Source organism: Inquilinus sp. Marseille-Q2685 (assembly GCF_916619195.1).
In the GTDB taxonomy this organism is placed as follows: Bacteria; Pseudomonadota; Alphaproteobacteria; order DSM-16000; family Inquilinaceae; genus Inquilinus.
Genome location: NZ_CAKAKL010000002.1, coordinates 315047 through 331585, shown reverse-complemented (window position 1 = coordinate 331585; position 16539 = coordinate 315047). Strand labels below are relative to the sequence as shown.

General features: G+C 72.2%; 14 protein-coding genes. 6 read left to right on the top strand and 8 right to left on the bottom strand.

Annotation, left to right across the window (positions count from 1 at the left end; genetic code table 11):
• Positions 1–17 precede the first annotated feature (17 nt).
• Positions 18–302 carry a type II toxin-antitoxin system Phd/YefM family antitoxin gene (locus tag LG391_RS10555; protein ID WP_225767975.1) on the bottom strand — a complete coding sequence of 95 codons (285 nt, stop codon included), beginning with the start codon at positions 300–302 and terminating at the stop codon, positions 18–20.
• Positions 303–430: 128 nt separating this feature from the next.
• Positions 431–2041 carry an ABC transporter substrate-binding protein gene (locus LG391_RS10550; protein ID WP_225767974.1) on the bottom strand — a complete coding sequence of 537 codons (1611 nt, stop codon included), beginning with the start codon at positions 2039–2041 and terminating at the stop codon, positions 431–433.
• Positions 2042–2280: 239 nt separating this feature from the next.
• Between LG391_RS10550 and LG391_RS10545 the strand changes: the two genes are divergently transcribed.
• The 3 genes from LG391_RS10545 to LG391_RS10535 all read left to right on the top strand — a co-directional run bounded on the left by LG391_RS10545 (position 2281) and on the right by LG391_RS10535 (position 6432).
• Complete coding sequence (locus LG391_RS10545; protein WP_225767973.1) at positions 2281–3174, top strand: fructose bisphosphate aldolase; 894 nt, start codon at positions 2281–2283, stop codon at positions 3172–3174.
• A gap of 235 nt (positions 3175–3409) precedes the next feature.
• The gene (locus LG391_RS10540) at positions 3410–6196 is read left to right on the top strand and encodes an ATP-dependent DNA helicase (protein WP_225767972.1); all 2787 of its coding nucleotides are present in this window, start codon (positions 3410–3412) and stop codon (positions 6194–6196) included.
• Positions 6193–6432: a type II toxin-antitoxin system Phd/YefM family antitoxin gene (locus LG391_RS10535; protein ID WP_225767971.1), complete on the top strand. Its 240-nt coding sequence runs from the start codon at positions 6193–6195 to the stop codon at positions 6430–6432. The genes LG391_RS10540 and LG391_RS10535 overlap by 4 nt, the downstream gene beginning before the upstream one ends.
• Positions 6433–6478: 46 nt before the next feature.
• Here the strand turns inward: LG391_RS10535 and LG391_RS10530 are convergent, their stop codons facing one another.
• From LG391_RS10530 to LG391_RS10510, 5 genes are all read right to left on the bottom strand, one after another.
• On the bottom strand, positions 6479–7732 hold the full coding sequence (locus LG391_RS10530; protein ID WP_225767970.1) for a DUF6386 family protein: 1254 nt from the start codon (positions 7730–7732) through the stop codon (positions 6479–6481).
• 68 nt (positions 7733–7800) lie between these two features.
• On the bottom strand, positions 7801–8571 hold the full coding sequence (locus LG391_RS10525; protein WP_225767969.1) for an alpha/beta hydrolase: 771 nt from the start codon (positions 8569–8571) through the stop codon (positions 7801–7803).
• A complete protein-coding gene (gene glgA / locus LG391_RS10520; protein ID WP_225767968.1) occupies positions 8568–10019 on the bottom strand; it encodes a glycogen synthase GlgA in 1452 nt (483 codons plus the stop codon). Before glgA ends, LG391_RS10525 begins: the two co-directional genes overlap by 4 nt.
• Before the next feature lie 184 nt (positions 10020–10203).
• Positions 10204–11466: a glucose-1-phosphate adenylyltransferase gene (gene glgC / locus LG391_RS10515; RefSeq protein WP_225767967.1), complete on the bottom strand. Its 1263-nt coding sequence runs from the start codon at positions 11464–11466 to the stop codon at positions 10204–10206.
• 103 nt (positions 11467–11569) lie between these two features.
• Entirely contained in the window at positions 11570–12523 is a 954-nt protein-coding gene (locus tag LG391_RS10510; protein ID WP_225767966.1) for an AEC family transporter, read from the bottom strand.
• A gap of 179 nt (positions 12524–12702) precedes the next feature.
• Here LG391_RS10510 and LG391_RS10505 point away from each other — a divergent pair, with 179 nt between their 5' ends.
• A complete protein-coding gene (locus LG391_RS10505) occupies positions 12703–13110 on the top strand; it encodes a tellurite resistance TerB family protein (RefSeq protein WP_225767965.1) in 408 nt (135 codons plus the stop codon).
• Positions 13111–13166: 56 nt separating this feature from the next.
• Entirely contained in the window at positions 13167–15170 is a 2004-nt protein-coding gene (locus LG391_RS10500) for an alpha/beta hydrolase (protein WP_225767964.1), read from the top strand.
• A gap of 174 nt (positions 15171–15344) precedes the next feature.
• Here LG391_RS10500 and LG391_RS10495 read toward each other — a convergent pair whose 3' ends face one another.
• A complete protein-coding gene (locus LG391_RS10495; protein ID WP_225767963.1) occupies positions 15345–16316 on the bottom strand; it encodes a phosphoribosylaminoimidazolesuccinocarboxamide synthase in 972 nt (323 codons plus the stop codon).
• Between the two features lie 83 nt (positions 16317–16399).
• On the opposite strand from LG391_RS10495, the gene LG391_RS10490 reads away from it, so the two are divergent.
• Complete coding sequence (locus tag LG391_RS10490) at positions 16400–16537, top strand: hypothetical protein (protein WP_225767962.1); 138 nt, start codon at positions 16400–16402, stop codon at positions 16535–16537.
• Positions 16538–16539 lie beyond the last annotated feature (2 nt).

Here is a 16539-nt window from a genome sequence, read left to right as displayed (position 1 = left end):
CCTCTCGGTCGAATCGATCAGCTTAGCGGAAGCGGCCTAGAGACCGCGCTGCCCAGATCAGCCGGCCGAGGCAGATCAACCAAGCGCTCGGGCTCGAACTCAATGTCCTCCTGGCCCGGCATCGCCAGCATGTCGACGATGCTGCGGCCGCCGCCAGTCAGCTTGCGATAGTCCTCGACCGTCAGCAGTACATTGGCGAGCCGGCCGCCGTCGGTGATGAATACCGGGCCGTTGCCGGCGAGCTTCCTGGCCCGGCTGGGGTTGCGGCTGAATTCACCGCTGGAGAGGGTGGTGATCGTCATGCGGCGCCTCCGTCTGACGCAGAGTACTACACCGGGCGGTGGTCAGCCTCGGCGGCAGTGCCACTGGATCGCCACGCCCCTGCGGAACTCGCGATGACGGTGGGGGAAGACCAGCGGGAGTTGTCCTCTCACCCCTCCATCCAAGTCTCCGCCCAGGACGACGTCGCCCATCTGGGATTGGTCGCGATGTTGTGCAGCCGCCGGCTGGCGACGGTGATGAAGGTGAACTCCGCCGCCACGATCAGCGGCAGCTGGTCGGAAGCTCGCACCTGGAACTGCTTGTACAGATCGATCCGCTTGCCCCGGTCCAGCTCCGCCGCCGCGCGGTCGATCAGGTCATTCATCGCCGGGTCGTCGTAGCCGTACTGGTTCGAGAACGGCACGCCGCCCGGCAGGCCGCCGCGGTAGAGGATGGTGGTCGAGATCGCCGGGTCGTTGCGGTAGACCGGCGAGCCGATCGCCAGGTCGAAGGCGTGGTCGGTGTAGACCGCCTTGGTGTGGCCGGCCGCGTCGTTGGTCACCAGCGTCGCGTCGATGCCCACCGCCTGCAGCGCCTGGCGGAGGTAGTCGCCCATCTGGCGCGTCTGCTCGAACCACGGCGCCGGCAGCAGGCGCACGGCGAAGCGGGATCCCCCGTCCTGGCGCGGATAGCCGGCCTCGTCCAGCAGGGCTTCGGCCCGCTTCGGGTCGAAGGGATATGTCGGGACGTCCGGCGTGTAGAAGGGCACGCCCGTCTTCGGCACCGGGCCGGTGGCCGCGTCGGCGTAGCCGCGGAAGATGGTGCCGACGACGTAGGACTGGTCGATCGCATGGGCGATGGCGCGGCGGACGCGGACGTCCTGGAACTCCTTCCGCCGGTGGTTGATCTCGACCGTCAGCTGGTAGGTGATGCCCTCGTAGCCCTTGCGCACCACCGCCAGGTCCGGGATGCCGCGCAGCCGCTCCAGCTCCTCCAGCGGCACGGCGGAGAAGGCGGAGAGCTGGATCTCCCCCGCCTCATGCGCCGCGACCACGGCGCCGCGGTCCGGCAGCACCCGGTAGACGATGCGGTCGAGATAGGGCAGGCCCTGGCCCCAATAGGTCGGGTTCCGCTCCAGCAGGTAGTATTCGCCCGGCTTGTGCTCGCCCCAGCGGAAGGGGCCGGTGCCGACCAGCTGTTCGTTGTGCGGGTTCTGGTCGATGTCCACGCCCTCGTAGAGGTGCTTCGGCACCACGGCGGTCAGGGCGGGCAGCGCGTTCTCGACCAGCTGCAGCGGCGTCGGCGTGCGGAAGCGGAACACGGCGGTGCGGTCGTCCGGCGTGTCCACCCCTTCGAGGTCCTTGAACACCACCCGGCCGAGATTCTGCCGCTTGCTCCACAGCTCGGTCGCCGAGAAGGCGACGTCGGCCGAGGTGAAGGGCCGGCCGTCATGCCAGGTGACGCCGTCGCGCAGGGTGAAGGTGACCGAGCGGCCGTCGGCGCCGCCCTGCCAGGCGGTGGCCAGGACAGGGGTGAGCCTGCCGTCATAGGCCATCTCGGCCAGCGGCTCGACCACCTTGCTGGCGACGTAGAAGACGCCGTTGGAGGCGACCAGCGCCGGGTTGAGGTTGCGCGGCTCGGTGTCCGCCGCCACGGTCAGGGTGCCGCCCTTCACCGGGTCCTGCGCCCGGGCCCGGCGGGCCCCCGCCGCCGCGAGAACCGCCGTGGCGCCGACGCCGGACAGGAGGGCACGACGGGACAGCGGCAGGCGGGCGGGCATGGTCGGCACCTCGAGGGACGGTCGGCGCAGTCTAGCCGAGCGAAAATTCGTCACAAGTACAATCATTTGCGAAGAACGAGGGGCTGCCGTGAATTCCGGGCGGACGGCGGCCGCGCCGGTGCGGACGGGCGGGCGAGGATTGCGCCGGCCGCGGCCGGCGTGCCACAACAGGCTCCACCCCACAGGCCGGCGGTCGAGGCGCTGCCCTCCCGCCCGGGCCGGAACCAGGAGGATCAGCGATGACCCAGGACGCGATGGCGGCGCAGATGTCGGAGAAGCCGGGCTTCATCGCCGCGCTGGACCAGAGCGGCGGATCGACCCCCGGCGCGCTGCGGCTGTACGGCATCCCGGACAGCGCCTATAGCGGCGACGACGAGATGTTCCGCCTGATGCACGAGATGCGGGTGCGGATCATGACCGCGCCGTCCTTCACCGGCGACAAGGTGATCGGCGCCATCCTGTTCGAGAAGACCATGGACGGGCAGGCCCAGGGCATGCCGGTGCCGGAGTTCCTGTGGAAGGAACGCCGCGTCGTGCCGTTCCTGAAGGTCGATAAGGGGCTGCAGCCCGAGGCCGACGGCGTCAGCCTGATGAAGCCGATCCCGGGGCTGGACGAGCTGCTGCCGCGGGCCAAGGCGCTGGGCGTCTACGGCACCAAGATGCGGTCGGTCGCCAACCTGGCGTCGCAGAGCGGCATCGCCGCGCTGGTGGCGCAGCAGTTCGAGGTCGGGGCGCAGATCTCCGCCCACGGGCTGATGCCGATCCTGGAGCCGGAGGTGCTGATCAAGAGCCCCGACAAGGCCGGGGCCGAGCGGATCCTGCGGGCCGAGATCCTGAAGGGGCTGGACCGGCTGCCGGCCGGGCAGCAGGTGATGCTGAAGCTGACCATCCCGGAGGAGCCGGGCTTCTATGCCGAGCTGATCGCGCACAAGGGCGTGGCCCGGGTGGTCGCCCTGTCCGGCGGCTACACCCGCGCCGACGCCTGCCGCCGCCTGGCCGCCAACCCCGGCATGATCGCCAGCTTCTCGCGCGCCCTGGTCGAGGAGCTGAAGCGCGACATGACCGACGCCGAGTTCAACGCCGCGCTGGGCCGGGCGGTGGACGAGATCTACGAGGCGTCCGTCCAGGGTTGAGCCGACGCGTGCCTCTCCCGCTTGCGGGAGAGGTCGGAGACGCGAAGCGGCTCCGGGTGAGGGGACTTCGTCGAGGCCGGGACCAGCCCTCACCCGGTCTCGCTGCGCGAGCCCGACCTCTCCCGCGTCCGGCGGGAGAGGCAACGCACTGGCTCTCCTGATAAGCTGGAACAATTCGTGACCAAAGGGCATCGTCGGGGCTGGTGCCGGCGCGGCGCGCCCCTATAGTGCGCGCATGATCGCGCCGCCTGCCCTCCCCCTCAGCCTGCCCGACGCCGAGCCGCTGGTGCTGGCGCCGGAGGGCGGCGTGCTGCTGACCGCCGACGGCGAGCTGGTGACGCTGGACCCGGCGGCGCTGCGCCGGCGGATCGACGGGCCGCCGCTGCTGCTGTGCCACGCCAAGGCGGTGGGGCGGCGCTGCGGCCTGGAGGTGCTGGGCGCCTTCGACCTGCTGGAGCTGTTCGCCTTCGCCCGCCCCGGCCGGTTCTGCGTGCCGACGCCGCGCGGCCTGGCCACGGCCCTCGGCCTGCCCGAGCCGGCGAGCCTGGAGGATGCGGCGATCGCCCTGCCCCGCCTGGCCGAGGCGCTGCTGCGCGGCCTGTCCGTCCCCGTCGCGGACGAGCGCAGCGATCCGGCGGCGTTGGCGGCGCGGATGGGCGAGGCCGGCTGGCCCTGGGCGCCCTTCGTGGCCCGGGCGCTGGGGCTGCGCGCGCCGGTCGAGGACCACCGCAAGCGCGGCGCCTACCAGGTCGGGGCCCATCTGCCGGAATGGGAGGCCGAGCCGCCGAACCCGCCGCCGTCGCAGCACGGGGTCGAGCCGCGCGAGGCCCGCGCCCGCCTGGCGCAGATGCTGGGCCAGGGCGCCGAGCCGCGGCCGCAGCAGGGCGACTATGCCGGCGCCGTCAGCGCCGCCTTCGCCCCGCGCCCGGCGCCGGACGAGCCGACCGTGGTGCTGGCGCAGGCCGGCACCGGCACCGGCAAGACGCTGGGCTACCTGGCCCCTGCTACGGTCTGGGCCCAGAAGAACGGCGCGCCGGTGTGGGTGTCGACCTACACCCGCAACCTGCAGCACCAGATCGACGGCGAGATGGACCGGCTGTTCCCGGACCCGGTGCTGAAGGCCCGCCAGGTGGTGCTGCGCAAGGGGCGCGAGAACTATCTGTGCCTCTTGAACTACGAGGACGCGGTGCGCGGCCTGGCGCTGAACCCGCGCGACGCGGTGCCGCTGGGGCTGATGGCGCGCTGGGCCGCGGCGACGCGCGACGGCGACCTGACCGGCGGCGACTTCCCTGGCTGGCTGGCCGACATCATCGGCCGGCCGAACAGCCTGGCCCTGGCCGACCGGCGCGGCGAATGCATCCATTCCGGCTGCCCGCATTACAGCCGCTGCTTCATCGAGCGCGGCATCCGCAGGGCGCGCAAGGCGCAGATCGTGATCGCCAACCATGCGCTGGTCATGATCCAGGCGGCGCTGGGCGGGGTGGACGACCGCGACGCGCCCAGCCGCTTCGTCTTCGACGAGGGGCACCACCTGTTCGAGGCGGCGGATTCCGCCTTCGCCGGGCACCTGACCGGGCTGGAGGCCACCGACCTGCGCCGCTGGCTGCTGGGTCATGAGGAGGGCGGGCGCCGGGCCAGCCGCGGCCGCGGCCTGCGGCGGCGGGTGGAGGACCTGCTGCCGGGCGAGGAGGCGCTGGCGGCGCTGGACGACATCGAGCGCGCCGCCCGCGCCCTGCCCGGCCCCGGCTGGGGCAAGCGCATCCATGGCGACGACCCGCGCGGGCCGGCCGAACGCTTCCTGGCGCTGACCCGCACCCAGGTCTATGCCCGCGCCCAGGGCGCCGACGGGCCCTACAGCCTGGAATGCGACACCACCGATCCGGTCGAGGGGCTGGTCGACGCCGCCCAGGCGCTGGACGCGGCGCTGGCCGAGCTGCAGGCGCCGCTGCAGGCGCTGGCCCGCGCGTTCCGCGAGCGGCTGGACGAGGAGGCCGGGTCGCTGGACCCGAACCAGCGGCAGCGGCTGGGCGCCGCCGCCCGGTCGCTGGACCGGCGGGCGAAGATGGAGATCGGCGGCTGGCGCGGCATGCTGTCGTCGCTGGGCGAGCCGACGCCGCCCTGGCTGGTCGACTGGTTCGGGGTCGAGCGGGTGGAGGGGCGCGAGCTCGATTTCGGCTTCTACCGCCATTACGTCGACCCGACCCGGCCCTTCGTCGACGCGCTGGTGCGGCAGGCGCATGGCGTCGTCGTCACCTCGGCCACCCTGACCGACGGCGCCGGCGACGACCCGGACGACTGGCGGGCGGCGGAGGACCGCACCGGCGCCGGCCACCTGCCGCGGCCGGCGATCCGCGCCCAGGTGGCCTCGCCCTTCAACTACCCGTCCCTGACCCGCGTGCTGATCGTGCGCGACGTGCGCAAGGACGATCTGGAGCAGGTGGGCGCCGCCTATCGCGAGCTGTTCCTGGCCGCCGGCGGCGGCGCGCTGGGGCTGTTCACCGCGGTCAGCCGGCTGCGGGCGGTGCACCACGCCCTGGCGCCGGCGCTGCAGGCGGCCGGCCTGCCGCTCTACGCCCAGCATCTCGACGGCATGGATGTCGGCACGCTGGTCGACATCTTCCGCGGCGAGACCGATGCCTGCCTGCTGGGCACGGATGCCGTGCGCGACGGCGTCGACGTGCCGGGCCGGGCCTTGCGGCTGATGGTGTTCGACCGGGTGCCCTGGCCACGGCCCGACATCCTGTCGCGCGCCCGCGGCCAGCATTTCGGCCGCCAGCGCTGGACCGACATGCAGACCCGCTTCCGCCTGAAGCAGGCCTTCGGCCGGCTGGTGCGGAGGGCGGACGACCGCGGCGTCTTCGTCCTCCTGGACCCGATGATGCCGACCCGGCTGTGCACCGCCTTCCCGCCCGGCGTCGAGGTGCAGCGCATCGGCCTGGCCGAGGCGGTGGCGATCACGAAGGAGTTCCTGGCCCTTGAGCCGGCGGCCGCCGTCACTCACCTGCACAGGAGTGTCGAATGAGTTGGCGGTTGCGCGACGCGAGAGACCGGTTCAGCGCACTGGTCGAGAAGGCGCTGACCGAAGGCCCGCAGCATGTGACCCGCCGCGGCCGGCCGACGGTGGTCGTGATCTCCGAAGCCGAGTATCAAAAGCTGGTCAAACCGCGCCGAAGCCTAGCCGAACACCTTCTGTCCGCGCCGAAGGTCGACATCGAGTTCGAGCGAATGAACTTTAAGCTCCGCGACATCGATCTGTGACACGGATCATACGAATTCCGACCCAGGCCCGGATGCCGGGCCTGCCTCACCCCCGGCCGAACAGTCGGCCGAGGAGCGACGGCTTCGGCCCGGCCGGTTCCGGCGGCAGGCCGCCGCCGTCGAGGAAACGGGTCAGGGTCTCGATGCGCTGCACAGCCGGGGCGGCGTAGCCGGCGAGGCGCGCGGCGAAGGGCAGATCGAGATGGGCCAGCGCCCAGCCGGTGACCGCCTCGGCCGAGCCCAGCGCCGCCAGCCGCTCCAGCTCGAAGGACGGGTGGTGCAGCCGGGCGCGGAAGGCATCGTCCCGGCCCAGCGCCAGCAACCGGGCCCGGAACGGCTCCAGCGCCTCCGCCGGCGCCGCCATGTCGGGCTTCTCCAGCGGCGCGACCGCCACCGTCTGCAGCGGCTGTGCCCGGGCGCCGCGCAGGATGCGGCCCACCGCCCCGCCCCGCAGCTTCAGCTTCGCGGCATCGTCTCCCACCCGCTTCAGGCCATGGGCCCGGGCCAGGCAGGCCACCCCGCCGGCCTCGAAGGCGGGCGCCAGGACGAGATGCTCCAGCCTCTCGCGGCCGCCGCCCCGCTCCGGATAGACGGCTGCGACAACGGCGTCGTCGACCGGCAGGTTCACGCCCAGGCCGGGGATCAGCGCCGCCGAGGGTTCGACCGGCAGCACCGGGAACTCCGTCCCCTGCGTCGTCTCGCGAGGCCAGTCGAACGGGGAGGCCTCCTCCGTGCCGCCTGCGAGCCGGGGCGCCGAGTCGCGGTCGGGCACAAGCCGCGGCACGGCGGCGGCGATCGGGATGGCGGCGATGTCGGCCGTCGGCTCGAACACCACCACATAGTCCGGCGGCGCGTCGGGCGAGACCCGGCCGTCGGCGCCGATCGCGCCCGGCGCCTCCCGCCAGGCCAGCGCATGCACCGTGACCCGGTAGGCGCCGCTGGCGAGCTCGAACCACTGGTCCGACAGTTCGGCCGGGTCGGTCATCCGCTCCTCGCCCGGCAGGGCGTCGGTGTTGTCGAGCAGGACACGGCCGTGGCGCACGACCAGCGGGAAGGACCAGGACTGGCAGGCCAGCGGCGCCTCCGCCGCGGCCAGGCCCTCGGTGGTCAGGCGCAGCGCGTAGCCGCCGTCGGCGCCGGTGCCGAAGGCGACCAGCCGGCCGGCCCGCGATTCGCGTTGCCAGGCGAAGCCGTAGCTGTACCAGGCGATCGGGTCGTCGGCGCGATGGGCCAGGTCGTCCGGATGGAACAGCACGAAGGCCGCGACGTCGGTGCCGAGAATGATCCGCTTCGCGCCCATGCCGCCCCTCCCCGGAATGTTCCCCTGTCCTGCCCGAGGATGGTGACAGGAGTGTGATCGGCGGGTGGCTAGACTCGCGATGCGGCTATGACCTCCCCCACCGCCTGGCCCAGCAGCGCCAGGTCCTGCGGGCGGGACAGACGGTGGTCGCCGTCCTTGACCAGGGTCAGGCGGACATCCGGGCCGGACAGCGTTTCGGCCAGCTTCAGGCTCTGGCGCCAGGGCACGTCCGGGTCGGCCAGGCCGTGCAGCAGCCGCACCGGCCCGGCGAAGGGCACCGAGCCGCGCAGCAGGAGGTGCGCGCGCGCCTCCTCGATCAGCCGCCAGGTGATGCGGTAGGGGCCGTCGCCATAGGCGGAGGGGCGGTCGATGAAGCCGTCGCGGCGCATTCCGGCCCGGCCGTCCTCGCCCAGCGCCGGCAGCATCAGGTCCTCGGTGAAGTCCGGCGCGGCGGCCACGCCGACCAGCCCCGCCACCCTGCCTGGCCGGGCGGTCGCGGCGCAGGTCGCGACCCAGGCCCCCATCGAGGAGCCGACCAGGACCTGCGGGCCTTCGGCCAGCCGGTCCAGCACCAGGAGGGCGTCGGCGATCCAGTCGCCCAGGGTCAGGTCGGTGAACACGCCGCCCGAAGCGCCATGGCCGCGATAGTCGAAGCGCAGGAAGGACAGGCCGCGATCGGCGGCGAAGCGGTCGAGGAAGCCCGCCTTCTCCCCCGCCATCGAGGAGCGGAAGCCGCCGCAGAACACCAGGCCGGGCCGGCCATCGCGGGTGCCGGAGCGGCGGCGCCAGGCGACCGGCGCGCCGTCGGCCGCCGGGATGGTGCCGGTCTCCTCGGTCATGGCAGCAGGTCGCGGTAGAGGGCGACGTAGTCGGCGGCGGCGCGGTCCCAGCTGAAATCCTGGGCCATGGCGCGGCGCTGCAGCTGCGCCCACAGCGCCCGGTCGCGCCACAGGCCGCAGACCCAGCTGATGGTGCCGGCCAGCGCCGCGGCGGTCGCGTCGTCGAAGCTGAAGCCGGTGGCGCGGTCCCCGACGATGGCGTCGTGGCTGGCGTTGACCACGGTGTCGGCCAGCCCGCCGGTGCGGCGCACCAGCGGCAGCGTGCCGTAGCGCAGCGCATACATCTGGGTCAGGCCGCAGGGCTCGGTGCGCGACGGCACCAGCAGCACGTCGGCGCCGGCCTGCAGGAGGTGCGACAGGGCCTCGTCATAGCCGATGCGGACGGCGACGCGATCGGGATGCGCGGCTGCCGCCGTCTGGAAGCCGGCCTCGAGCCCGGCGTCGCCGGAGCCGAGCAGGACCAGCCTTCCGCCGCCCGCGACCAGCGCCGGGATGGAATCCAGCAGCAGGTCGCAGCCCTTCTGCCCGGTCAGCCGGCTGACCATGGCGAAGAGCGGCGAGCCGTCATCCTCCGGCAGGCCGAACTCGCGCAGCAGCGCCGCCTTCGACAGCCGCTTGCCGGACAGGTCGTCCGGCCCGTAGGGCGCCGGCAGATGCGGATCGATCGCCGGGTCCCAGACGCCGTAATCGGTGCCGTTGACGATGCCGACGAGGTCGGCGGCGCGGGCGGCCAGCAGGCCGGACAGGGCGTAGCCGTACTCCGGCGTCTGGATCTCCTGCGCATAGGTGCGGCTGACCGTGGTGATGCGGTCGGCATAGAACAGCCCGGCCTTGAGGAAGCCGACGCCGCCGAAATACTCCAGCCCGTCGATCGACAGGCTTTCAGGCGGCAGGCCGAGCTCCGCCGCCGTCGCGGCCGGGAACCAGCCGGGGAAGCCGATGTTGTGGATCGTCGTCACGGTGCGCGGGCGCGCGCCGCCGCCGGCCTGGAAGGCGAGATAGGCCGGGGCGAGGCCGGCCTGCCAGTCATGGCCGTGCACGATGTCGGGCCGCCAGAGCGGGTCGGCGCCGAGGCCGAGCCGGGCGGCGGCCCAGCCGAGCGCGGCGAAGCGGCGGTGGTTGTCCGGCCAGTCCTGCCGGTCGGGGCCGAGATAGGGGTTGCCGGGCCGGGCGAACAGGCCGGGGCAGTCCAGCACATAGGCCGGGACGGCGATGCCTTCGAGCTCCGCCAGCATCACCTGCGCCGGGCCGCCGCCGAACAGGGCCGGGTCCTCCACGATGACTTCCGGCCGGTGCATCGCCTGCAGCACCGCGGGATAGGCCGGGATCAGGACCCTCGCGCCAATCCCGGCCGCCGCCAGCGCCGGCGGCAGCGCCGCGGCGACATCGGCCAGGCCGCCGGTCTTGACCAGCGGATAGATCTCCGACACCGCGTGCAGGACGTTCATCGGTCTCCGATCCTCCGCCGAATGAGGGAGCGTCACCCTCGCGGAAGCGAGGCCTGCGCAAGATATCCGGCCCCGCCTGTCATTGCGAGGAGGCGAAGCCGACGAGGCAATCCAGGGGCCGGCGGGAGCGGCCCCTGGATTGCTTCGCTACGCTCGCAATGACGGTTCTGAGGGTCGGAGATCGCTAGTCCAGCGCGTCGATCATCGGCTGGGTGATCAGGACGATGCCGGCGTCGGTGCGGTGGAAGCGCCTGGCGTCGAGCACCGGGTCCTCGCCCACCACCAGCCCCTCGGGGATCTTCACGCCGTGGTCCAGCACCACCCGGTTCAGCCGGGCGTGGCGGCCGATGTCGCATTCCGGCAGAACCACCGCCTCGTGCAGCCGGGCGAAGGAGTTGACCCGCACCTTCGAGAACAGCACCGATTGCCGGACGGTGGAGCCGGAGACGATGCAGCCGCCGGACACGGTGCTGTTCACCGCCTTGCCGACCCGCGCCCCATCCTCGAACACGAACTTCGCCGGCGGCAGCTGCTCCTGATAGGTGTAGATCGGCCAGTCCTGGTCGTAGAGGTCGAGCGCCGGGGTCACCGTGGTCAGGTCGATATTGGCTTCCCAGTAGGCGTCGATGGTGCCGACGTCGCGCCAATAGGGCTCGGCGTAGCTCGGGTTCGGGATCGCGCTCTCGGAGAAGCGATGGGCGCGGACATGGGCGGTGTCGACCAGGAAGGGCACGATGTTCTTGCCGAAATCATGCTCCGAGGCCGGGTCGGCGGCGTCGCGGCGCAGCTGCTCGGCCAGGAACTTCATGCTGAACACGTAGATGCCCATGCTGGCCAGCGCCGTGTCCGGGCGGCCGGGCATGGCCGGCGGGTCGGCCGGCTTCTCCAGGAAGCTGGTCACCCGCCACTGGTCGTTGACATGCATCACGCCGAAGGCCGTCGCCTCCATCCGCGGCACCTCGACGCAGCCGACCGTGACGTCCGCGCCGGTGCGGACGTGGTCCTCGATCATGGCCGCGTAGTCCATCTTATAGACGTGGTCGCCGGCCAGGATCAGCACATGGTCCGGCCCCTCGGCCTCGAAGATGTCGAGGTTCTGCCAGACCGCGTCGGCGGTGCCGCGATACCACATCGCCTCGTCCACCCGCTGCTGGGCGGGCAGGAGGTCGACGAATTCGTGCATCTCCGCCCGCAGATAGCCCCAGCCGCGCTGCAGGTGGCGCAGGAGGCTGTGCGACTTGTACTGGGTCAGCACATAGATGCGGCGGATGCCGGAGTTGATGCAGTTCGACAGGGCGAAGTCGATGATCCGGAACTTGCCGCCGAAATAGACCGCGGGCTTGGCCCTGCGGTCGGTCAGCTGCTTCAGCCGGCTGCCCCTTCCGCCGGCGAGGACCAGGGCGATCGTGCGCTTCGGAAGCTGGCGGATCGGGCCGTCGTCACGCATCCAGGGGGTCCTCCCGGCTTCGCTGTTTCCGGCAGAGTAACACCAGCTTTCGCGATCCGGCACCGCCCGTTTTCGGCAAATTTTGTTTGTTTTCGCCGGGGCGTCAGCCGGCCGGGAATTGCGGCGCGTAGATCGCCAGCAGCAGCGACAGGGTGAGCACCGAGACCACGGTCGAGACCAGGATCACCGCCGAGGTGCGCTCGACATAGACGCCGTAGCGCTGGGCGACGACGAACGTCAGCGCCCCGGTCGGCAGCGCCGCCAGGATCACCGCGCTGGCGGTCCAGAACGGGTCCATCGGGAAGATGGTCGCGGCCAGGCCCCAGGTGATCAGCGGCTGCCACAGGAGCTTGAGCACCGAGATCCAGCCGACCTCGCCGAGGCCAGTGCGCAGCGTCTGGCTGGCCATGAACAGGCCGATGGCGAAGAGGGCGCAGGGGCTGGCCGCGGCGCCGAGCAGCGACAGCAGCGTCGCCAGCGGCGCCGGCACGGCGAGACCGGCCCCGGACCAGGCGACGCCCAGCACCGGCGCCACCACCAGCGGGTTCTTCACCAGCGCCAGCGCCACGTCGCGGAGCGCGTGGAGGATGCCGCGGCCGCGGCTGCCGGTCAGCTCGAGCACCACCACGGCGAGGCCAACGCAGGCCACGCTCATGATCACGGTCGCCAGCGACGCCGGCGGCAGGCCGCGGGCCGGGCCGAAGGCGGCGGCGAAGAGCGGGATGCCCATGTAGCCGGTGTTGGAGAAGCCGGCGTTCATGCCCTGCATTGTCGCCTCGCCGGCATCGGCGCGGTGGATCAGGGCGCCGAGCACGGTTCCGAGCAGCCACACGCCCAGGACGCCGCCGAGGAAGGCGCCGACGAAGTTGAGGTTGACGATGTCGGCGACCGGGGTGCGGGCCATCGCCAGGAACAGGAGCGCCGGCAGCGCGATCCAGTAGACGAAGCCGTTCAGCGCCTCCGACTGGGCGCGGCCGAGCAGCCGGATACGCCCGGCGAAGACGCCGAGGAAGATGACGCCGAAGACCGGCAACGCCACGTCGATCACTGCCTGCATGGCGCCCCTCATGCCATGCCGGGCCGGGGCGGGGAAGCGCGGCAGGGGAAGGCTGGGTTGCAAAAGAACGTTCCGGGCGGCAGCGTCTGCCGGAGCGGCCCTCGCCTTGACGCCCCGCGGCGTTCCGCGCCATATCCGGGGCGATCCTTCCCGCGACTCGCAGGCCAGCGGAGACTGCCATGACGACCGACGCCCACGGCGCCCTGATCTACACCATGGTGCTCGCCTCCGTGGCCGACAAGAACATGACCGACGCGGAGGTCGAGACGCTGTCGGAGATGGTGCGGTTCCTGCCGGTGTTCCGCGGCTTCGACATCGACCGCATCCCGGACCTGACGCGCGACTGCATCGAGCTGCTGCAGGAGGATGACGGCATCGACCGCGCCCTCGACATCATCGCCGAGACGCTGCCGGACCATCTGCGCGAGACCGCCTATGCCATCGCCTGCGATTCGATCGCGGCGGACGGCCGCGCCAGCCAGCCGGAGCTGCGCCTGCTGGAGCTGATGCGCGACAAGTTCGAGGTCGACCGGCTGGTGGCGTCGGCGATCGAGCGGGGGTCGCGCGCCCGGCACAGGACCTTGTAGCCGCGAGCGGCCGGGGGCCGCCGCCGGCGCAACGACGAAGGGGGAGGCTCATGCGCATGTCCGGCAGGTTGTGGGCCGCCGCGGCCCTGCTAGCCGTCGCGGGCGGCGCGGCAGCCCAGGAGCAGGCCGCCCCCGCTCCTGCCGAAGCCCTGGCCGCGACGATCCAGGTCGGCGGCGTGACCCTGACCGCCTGCCAGCCCGATTTCGGCGGCTTCTGCGGCACGATCAGCCGGCCGCTCGACCCTGCCGGCACGCTGCCCGGCACGGTGACGATCGGCTTCGAATTCTACCCGCACCGCGATGCCGGCCAGCCGGCCGAGGGCGTGATCCTGGCCCAGGAGGGCGGGCCCGGCTATTCCTCCACCGGCACGCGCGAGGGCTATCTGCGCCTGTTCGAGCCGCTGCGCGGCCGGCGCGACGTGCTGCTGGTCGACAAGCGCGGCACCGGCCTGTCCGACCCGATCCAGTGCCAGGCGCTGCAGGAGGCAGGCGAGTTCGTGCCCGCCGCGATCGCCGCCTGCGCCAGGCAGCTGGGCCCCGCCGCCTGGATGTACGGCACCGCGCCGGCCGCCGACGACGTGGCCGCCGTGCTGGACGCGTTGCAGATCGGCAAGGTCGACTATTACGGCGACAGCTACGGCACCTGGTTCGGCCAGGTCTTCGCCCAGCGCCACCCGGACCGGCTGCGCACCATCGTGCTGGACAGCGCCTATCCGACCATCGGCCTGTCGCCCTGGTTCGAGACCGAATGGGCGACGGCCCGCGACGGCTTCGAGCTGGTCTGCCAGCGGTCGCCCAGCTGCCGTGCCCTCGGCGGCCGGTCGCTCGACCGGATCGAGCGGCTTGCGGCGGCGCTGCGGGCCAAGCCGGGCAAGGCCGAGGCGCCGGACGGCGACGGCAACACCGTCGGCATCGCGGTCGACGCCCCGACCCTGTTCCTGACCATGAACAGCGCCGGCGGCAGCCCGACCTTCTACCGCGAGCTGGACGCCGCGGCCCGGGCCTATCTGGAAGCCCAGGACCCGGCGCCGCTGCACCGGCTGATGGCCGAGGCCTCGTCCTGGAACACGCCGGGCAGCGACCCGGTCGCCTTCTCCACCGCCCTCTACGTCGCCGTGGTGTGCAGCGACTATCCGCGGCTGTTCCGCGCCGACGCGTCGCGGGCCGAGCGGCGGCGCCAGCTGATGCGCGCCACGGCGCAGAAGCAGGCGGCCGAGCGCGGGGTCTACGCCCCCTTCACCATCGCCGAGGTCGACGGCTCGCCGCACAAATGGGAGCGGCGCGACCTGTGCCTGGACTGGCCGGCGCCGCCGAAGGGCGTGGTTCCGGGCACCGCCGCCGATCCGAAGGCGCCGTTCCCGAACGTGCCGGTGCTGGTGCTGTCGGGCGACATCGACAGCGTCACCTCGCCGATCGAGGGGCTGGAGACGGCGCGGCTGTTCCCGGACGCGACCTATGTGCCGGTGCGCAACGTCACCCACATCACCGCGATCACCGACCAGGCGATCTTCGTGCCGCCGAAAGGCGCCGACGCCACCGGCTGCGTCGCGCCGATCGTGCTGACCTTCGTGCGGTCGGGCGGCGATGCCGGCGACACCTCCTGCACCCAGCGGATCCGGCCGATCCGCACCGTCCCCGCCTTCGCGGTGAAGGCGGCCGACGTCGCCCCGGCCACGGCCGGGACCGGCAACGCCGGGACCGAGGCCGATCTGCGCCTGGCCTCGGCGGCGGCGGAGACGGCGGGCGACGTGCTGGCGCGCTATTTCGTCAACTCGACCGGCAGCGGCGTCGGACTGCGCGGCGGGACCTTCAGCTTCGAGGCCTTCGACGCCGGCCACGCCTTCACCCTCGACCAGCTGCGCTGGGCCGAGGACCTGGCGGTGTCCGGCACGATCCGCTGGGACCAGTCGACCGGCGACGTCACCGCGGAGCTGACCCTGGCCGGCACGGCGACCGGCACGCTGACCCTGGCCTGGAACGACCGCGACACCGACGCGGTTGCCCGGATCACCGGGACGATCGACGGACGCCAGGTGGCGGCGGAGCGGATTGCTCCCTGACCTCTTTCATCCTCCCCCTCCCCTCGCGGGAGGGGGGGTGTTTCAGCACGATCCGGCCTAAACCGATACGAACGGCAAGTCCTTGCCCATTCGCGCGCGGACGCGCGCAGACCCCTCCCCCTGCCCCCCTCCCGCAAGGGGAAGGGGGAGAGTAGAAGGCATGGCCGGCTTAACTCAGAAGTACTGGGCCAGATTCTCCCGGATCCGCTCCAGCACCGGCCGTTCGCGGTCGGGCATCTCGAAGCGGCGGCCGGTGATGGTCTCGTAGGCGCGGACATAGACCTGGGCGGTGTCGCGGATCACCTGGGCCGGGATCTCTGGGATCGGGTCGCGGTAAGGGTCGCACCGCGCCGCCACCCAGCTGCGCACGAAATCCTTGTCGAAGCTCTCCGGCCGCTCGCCGCGGGCGAAGCGGTCCTCGTAGCTGCCGGCCAGCCAGTAGCGGCTGCTGTCCGGGGTGTGGATCTCGTCGGCGAGGACGATATGGCCCTCGGCGTCAGTGCCGAACTCGTATTTCGTGTCGACCAGGATCAGCCCGTGCTTCGCGGCGATCTGCTGCCCGCGGGCAAACAGGGCGAAGGCATAGTCGCTGAGCTGCTGCCATTGCGCCGCGGTCAGCAGGCCCTGGGAGACGATCTCCTCCGGCGTCAACGGCTCGTCATGGCCGCCGCCGAAGGCCTTGCTGGTCGGGGTGATGATCGGCTGCGGCAGCTTCTGATTGTCGCGCAGCCCGTCGGGCAGACGGACGCCGTACATCTGGCGCTGGCCGGCCTTGTACAGGGTCAGGATCGAGGTGCCGGTGGTGCCGGCGAGATAGTCGCGGACCACGATCTCGACCGGCAGGATGTCGAGCCTGCGGCCGACCACGACGTTCGGGTCCGGGTAGTCCAGCACGTGGTTCGGGCAGATGTCCCGCGTCTCCTCGAACCAGAAGCGCGCGGTCTGGGTCAGCACCTGGCCCTTCAGCGGGATCGAGGCCAGGATCCGGTCGAAGGCGCTGATCCGGTCTGTGGCGACGATGATGCGCCGCCCGTCCGGCAGGTCGTAGTTGTCGCGCACCTTGCCGCGGTAATGGGCCGGCAGCTCCGGGATCGTCGCATCGGCGAGCACCGGATAGGGGCGATCGTCCAGGGCCGTGAAATCCATGGGTCTCGTTCCGTCGGGAGGGTCGGCGAATTCTTAGCGCGGCCGGGTTCCCACGCACACCCGAAATCGGGCAGTCTGGCTTGGTGCCGGCGCGCGACCACGGGCTGCCGCTGCATGTCTTCGCCTTCGACCGGCCGGGCGCCATGCAGCGCATCGCCCGGGGCGAGGCGGTCGGAACGCTGATCGCCCCCGGCGCGGCCACGGTGCTGGCCGACGGCTGAGC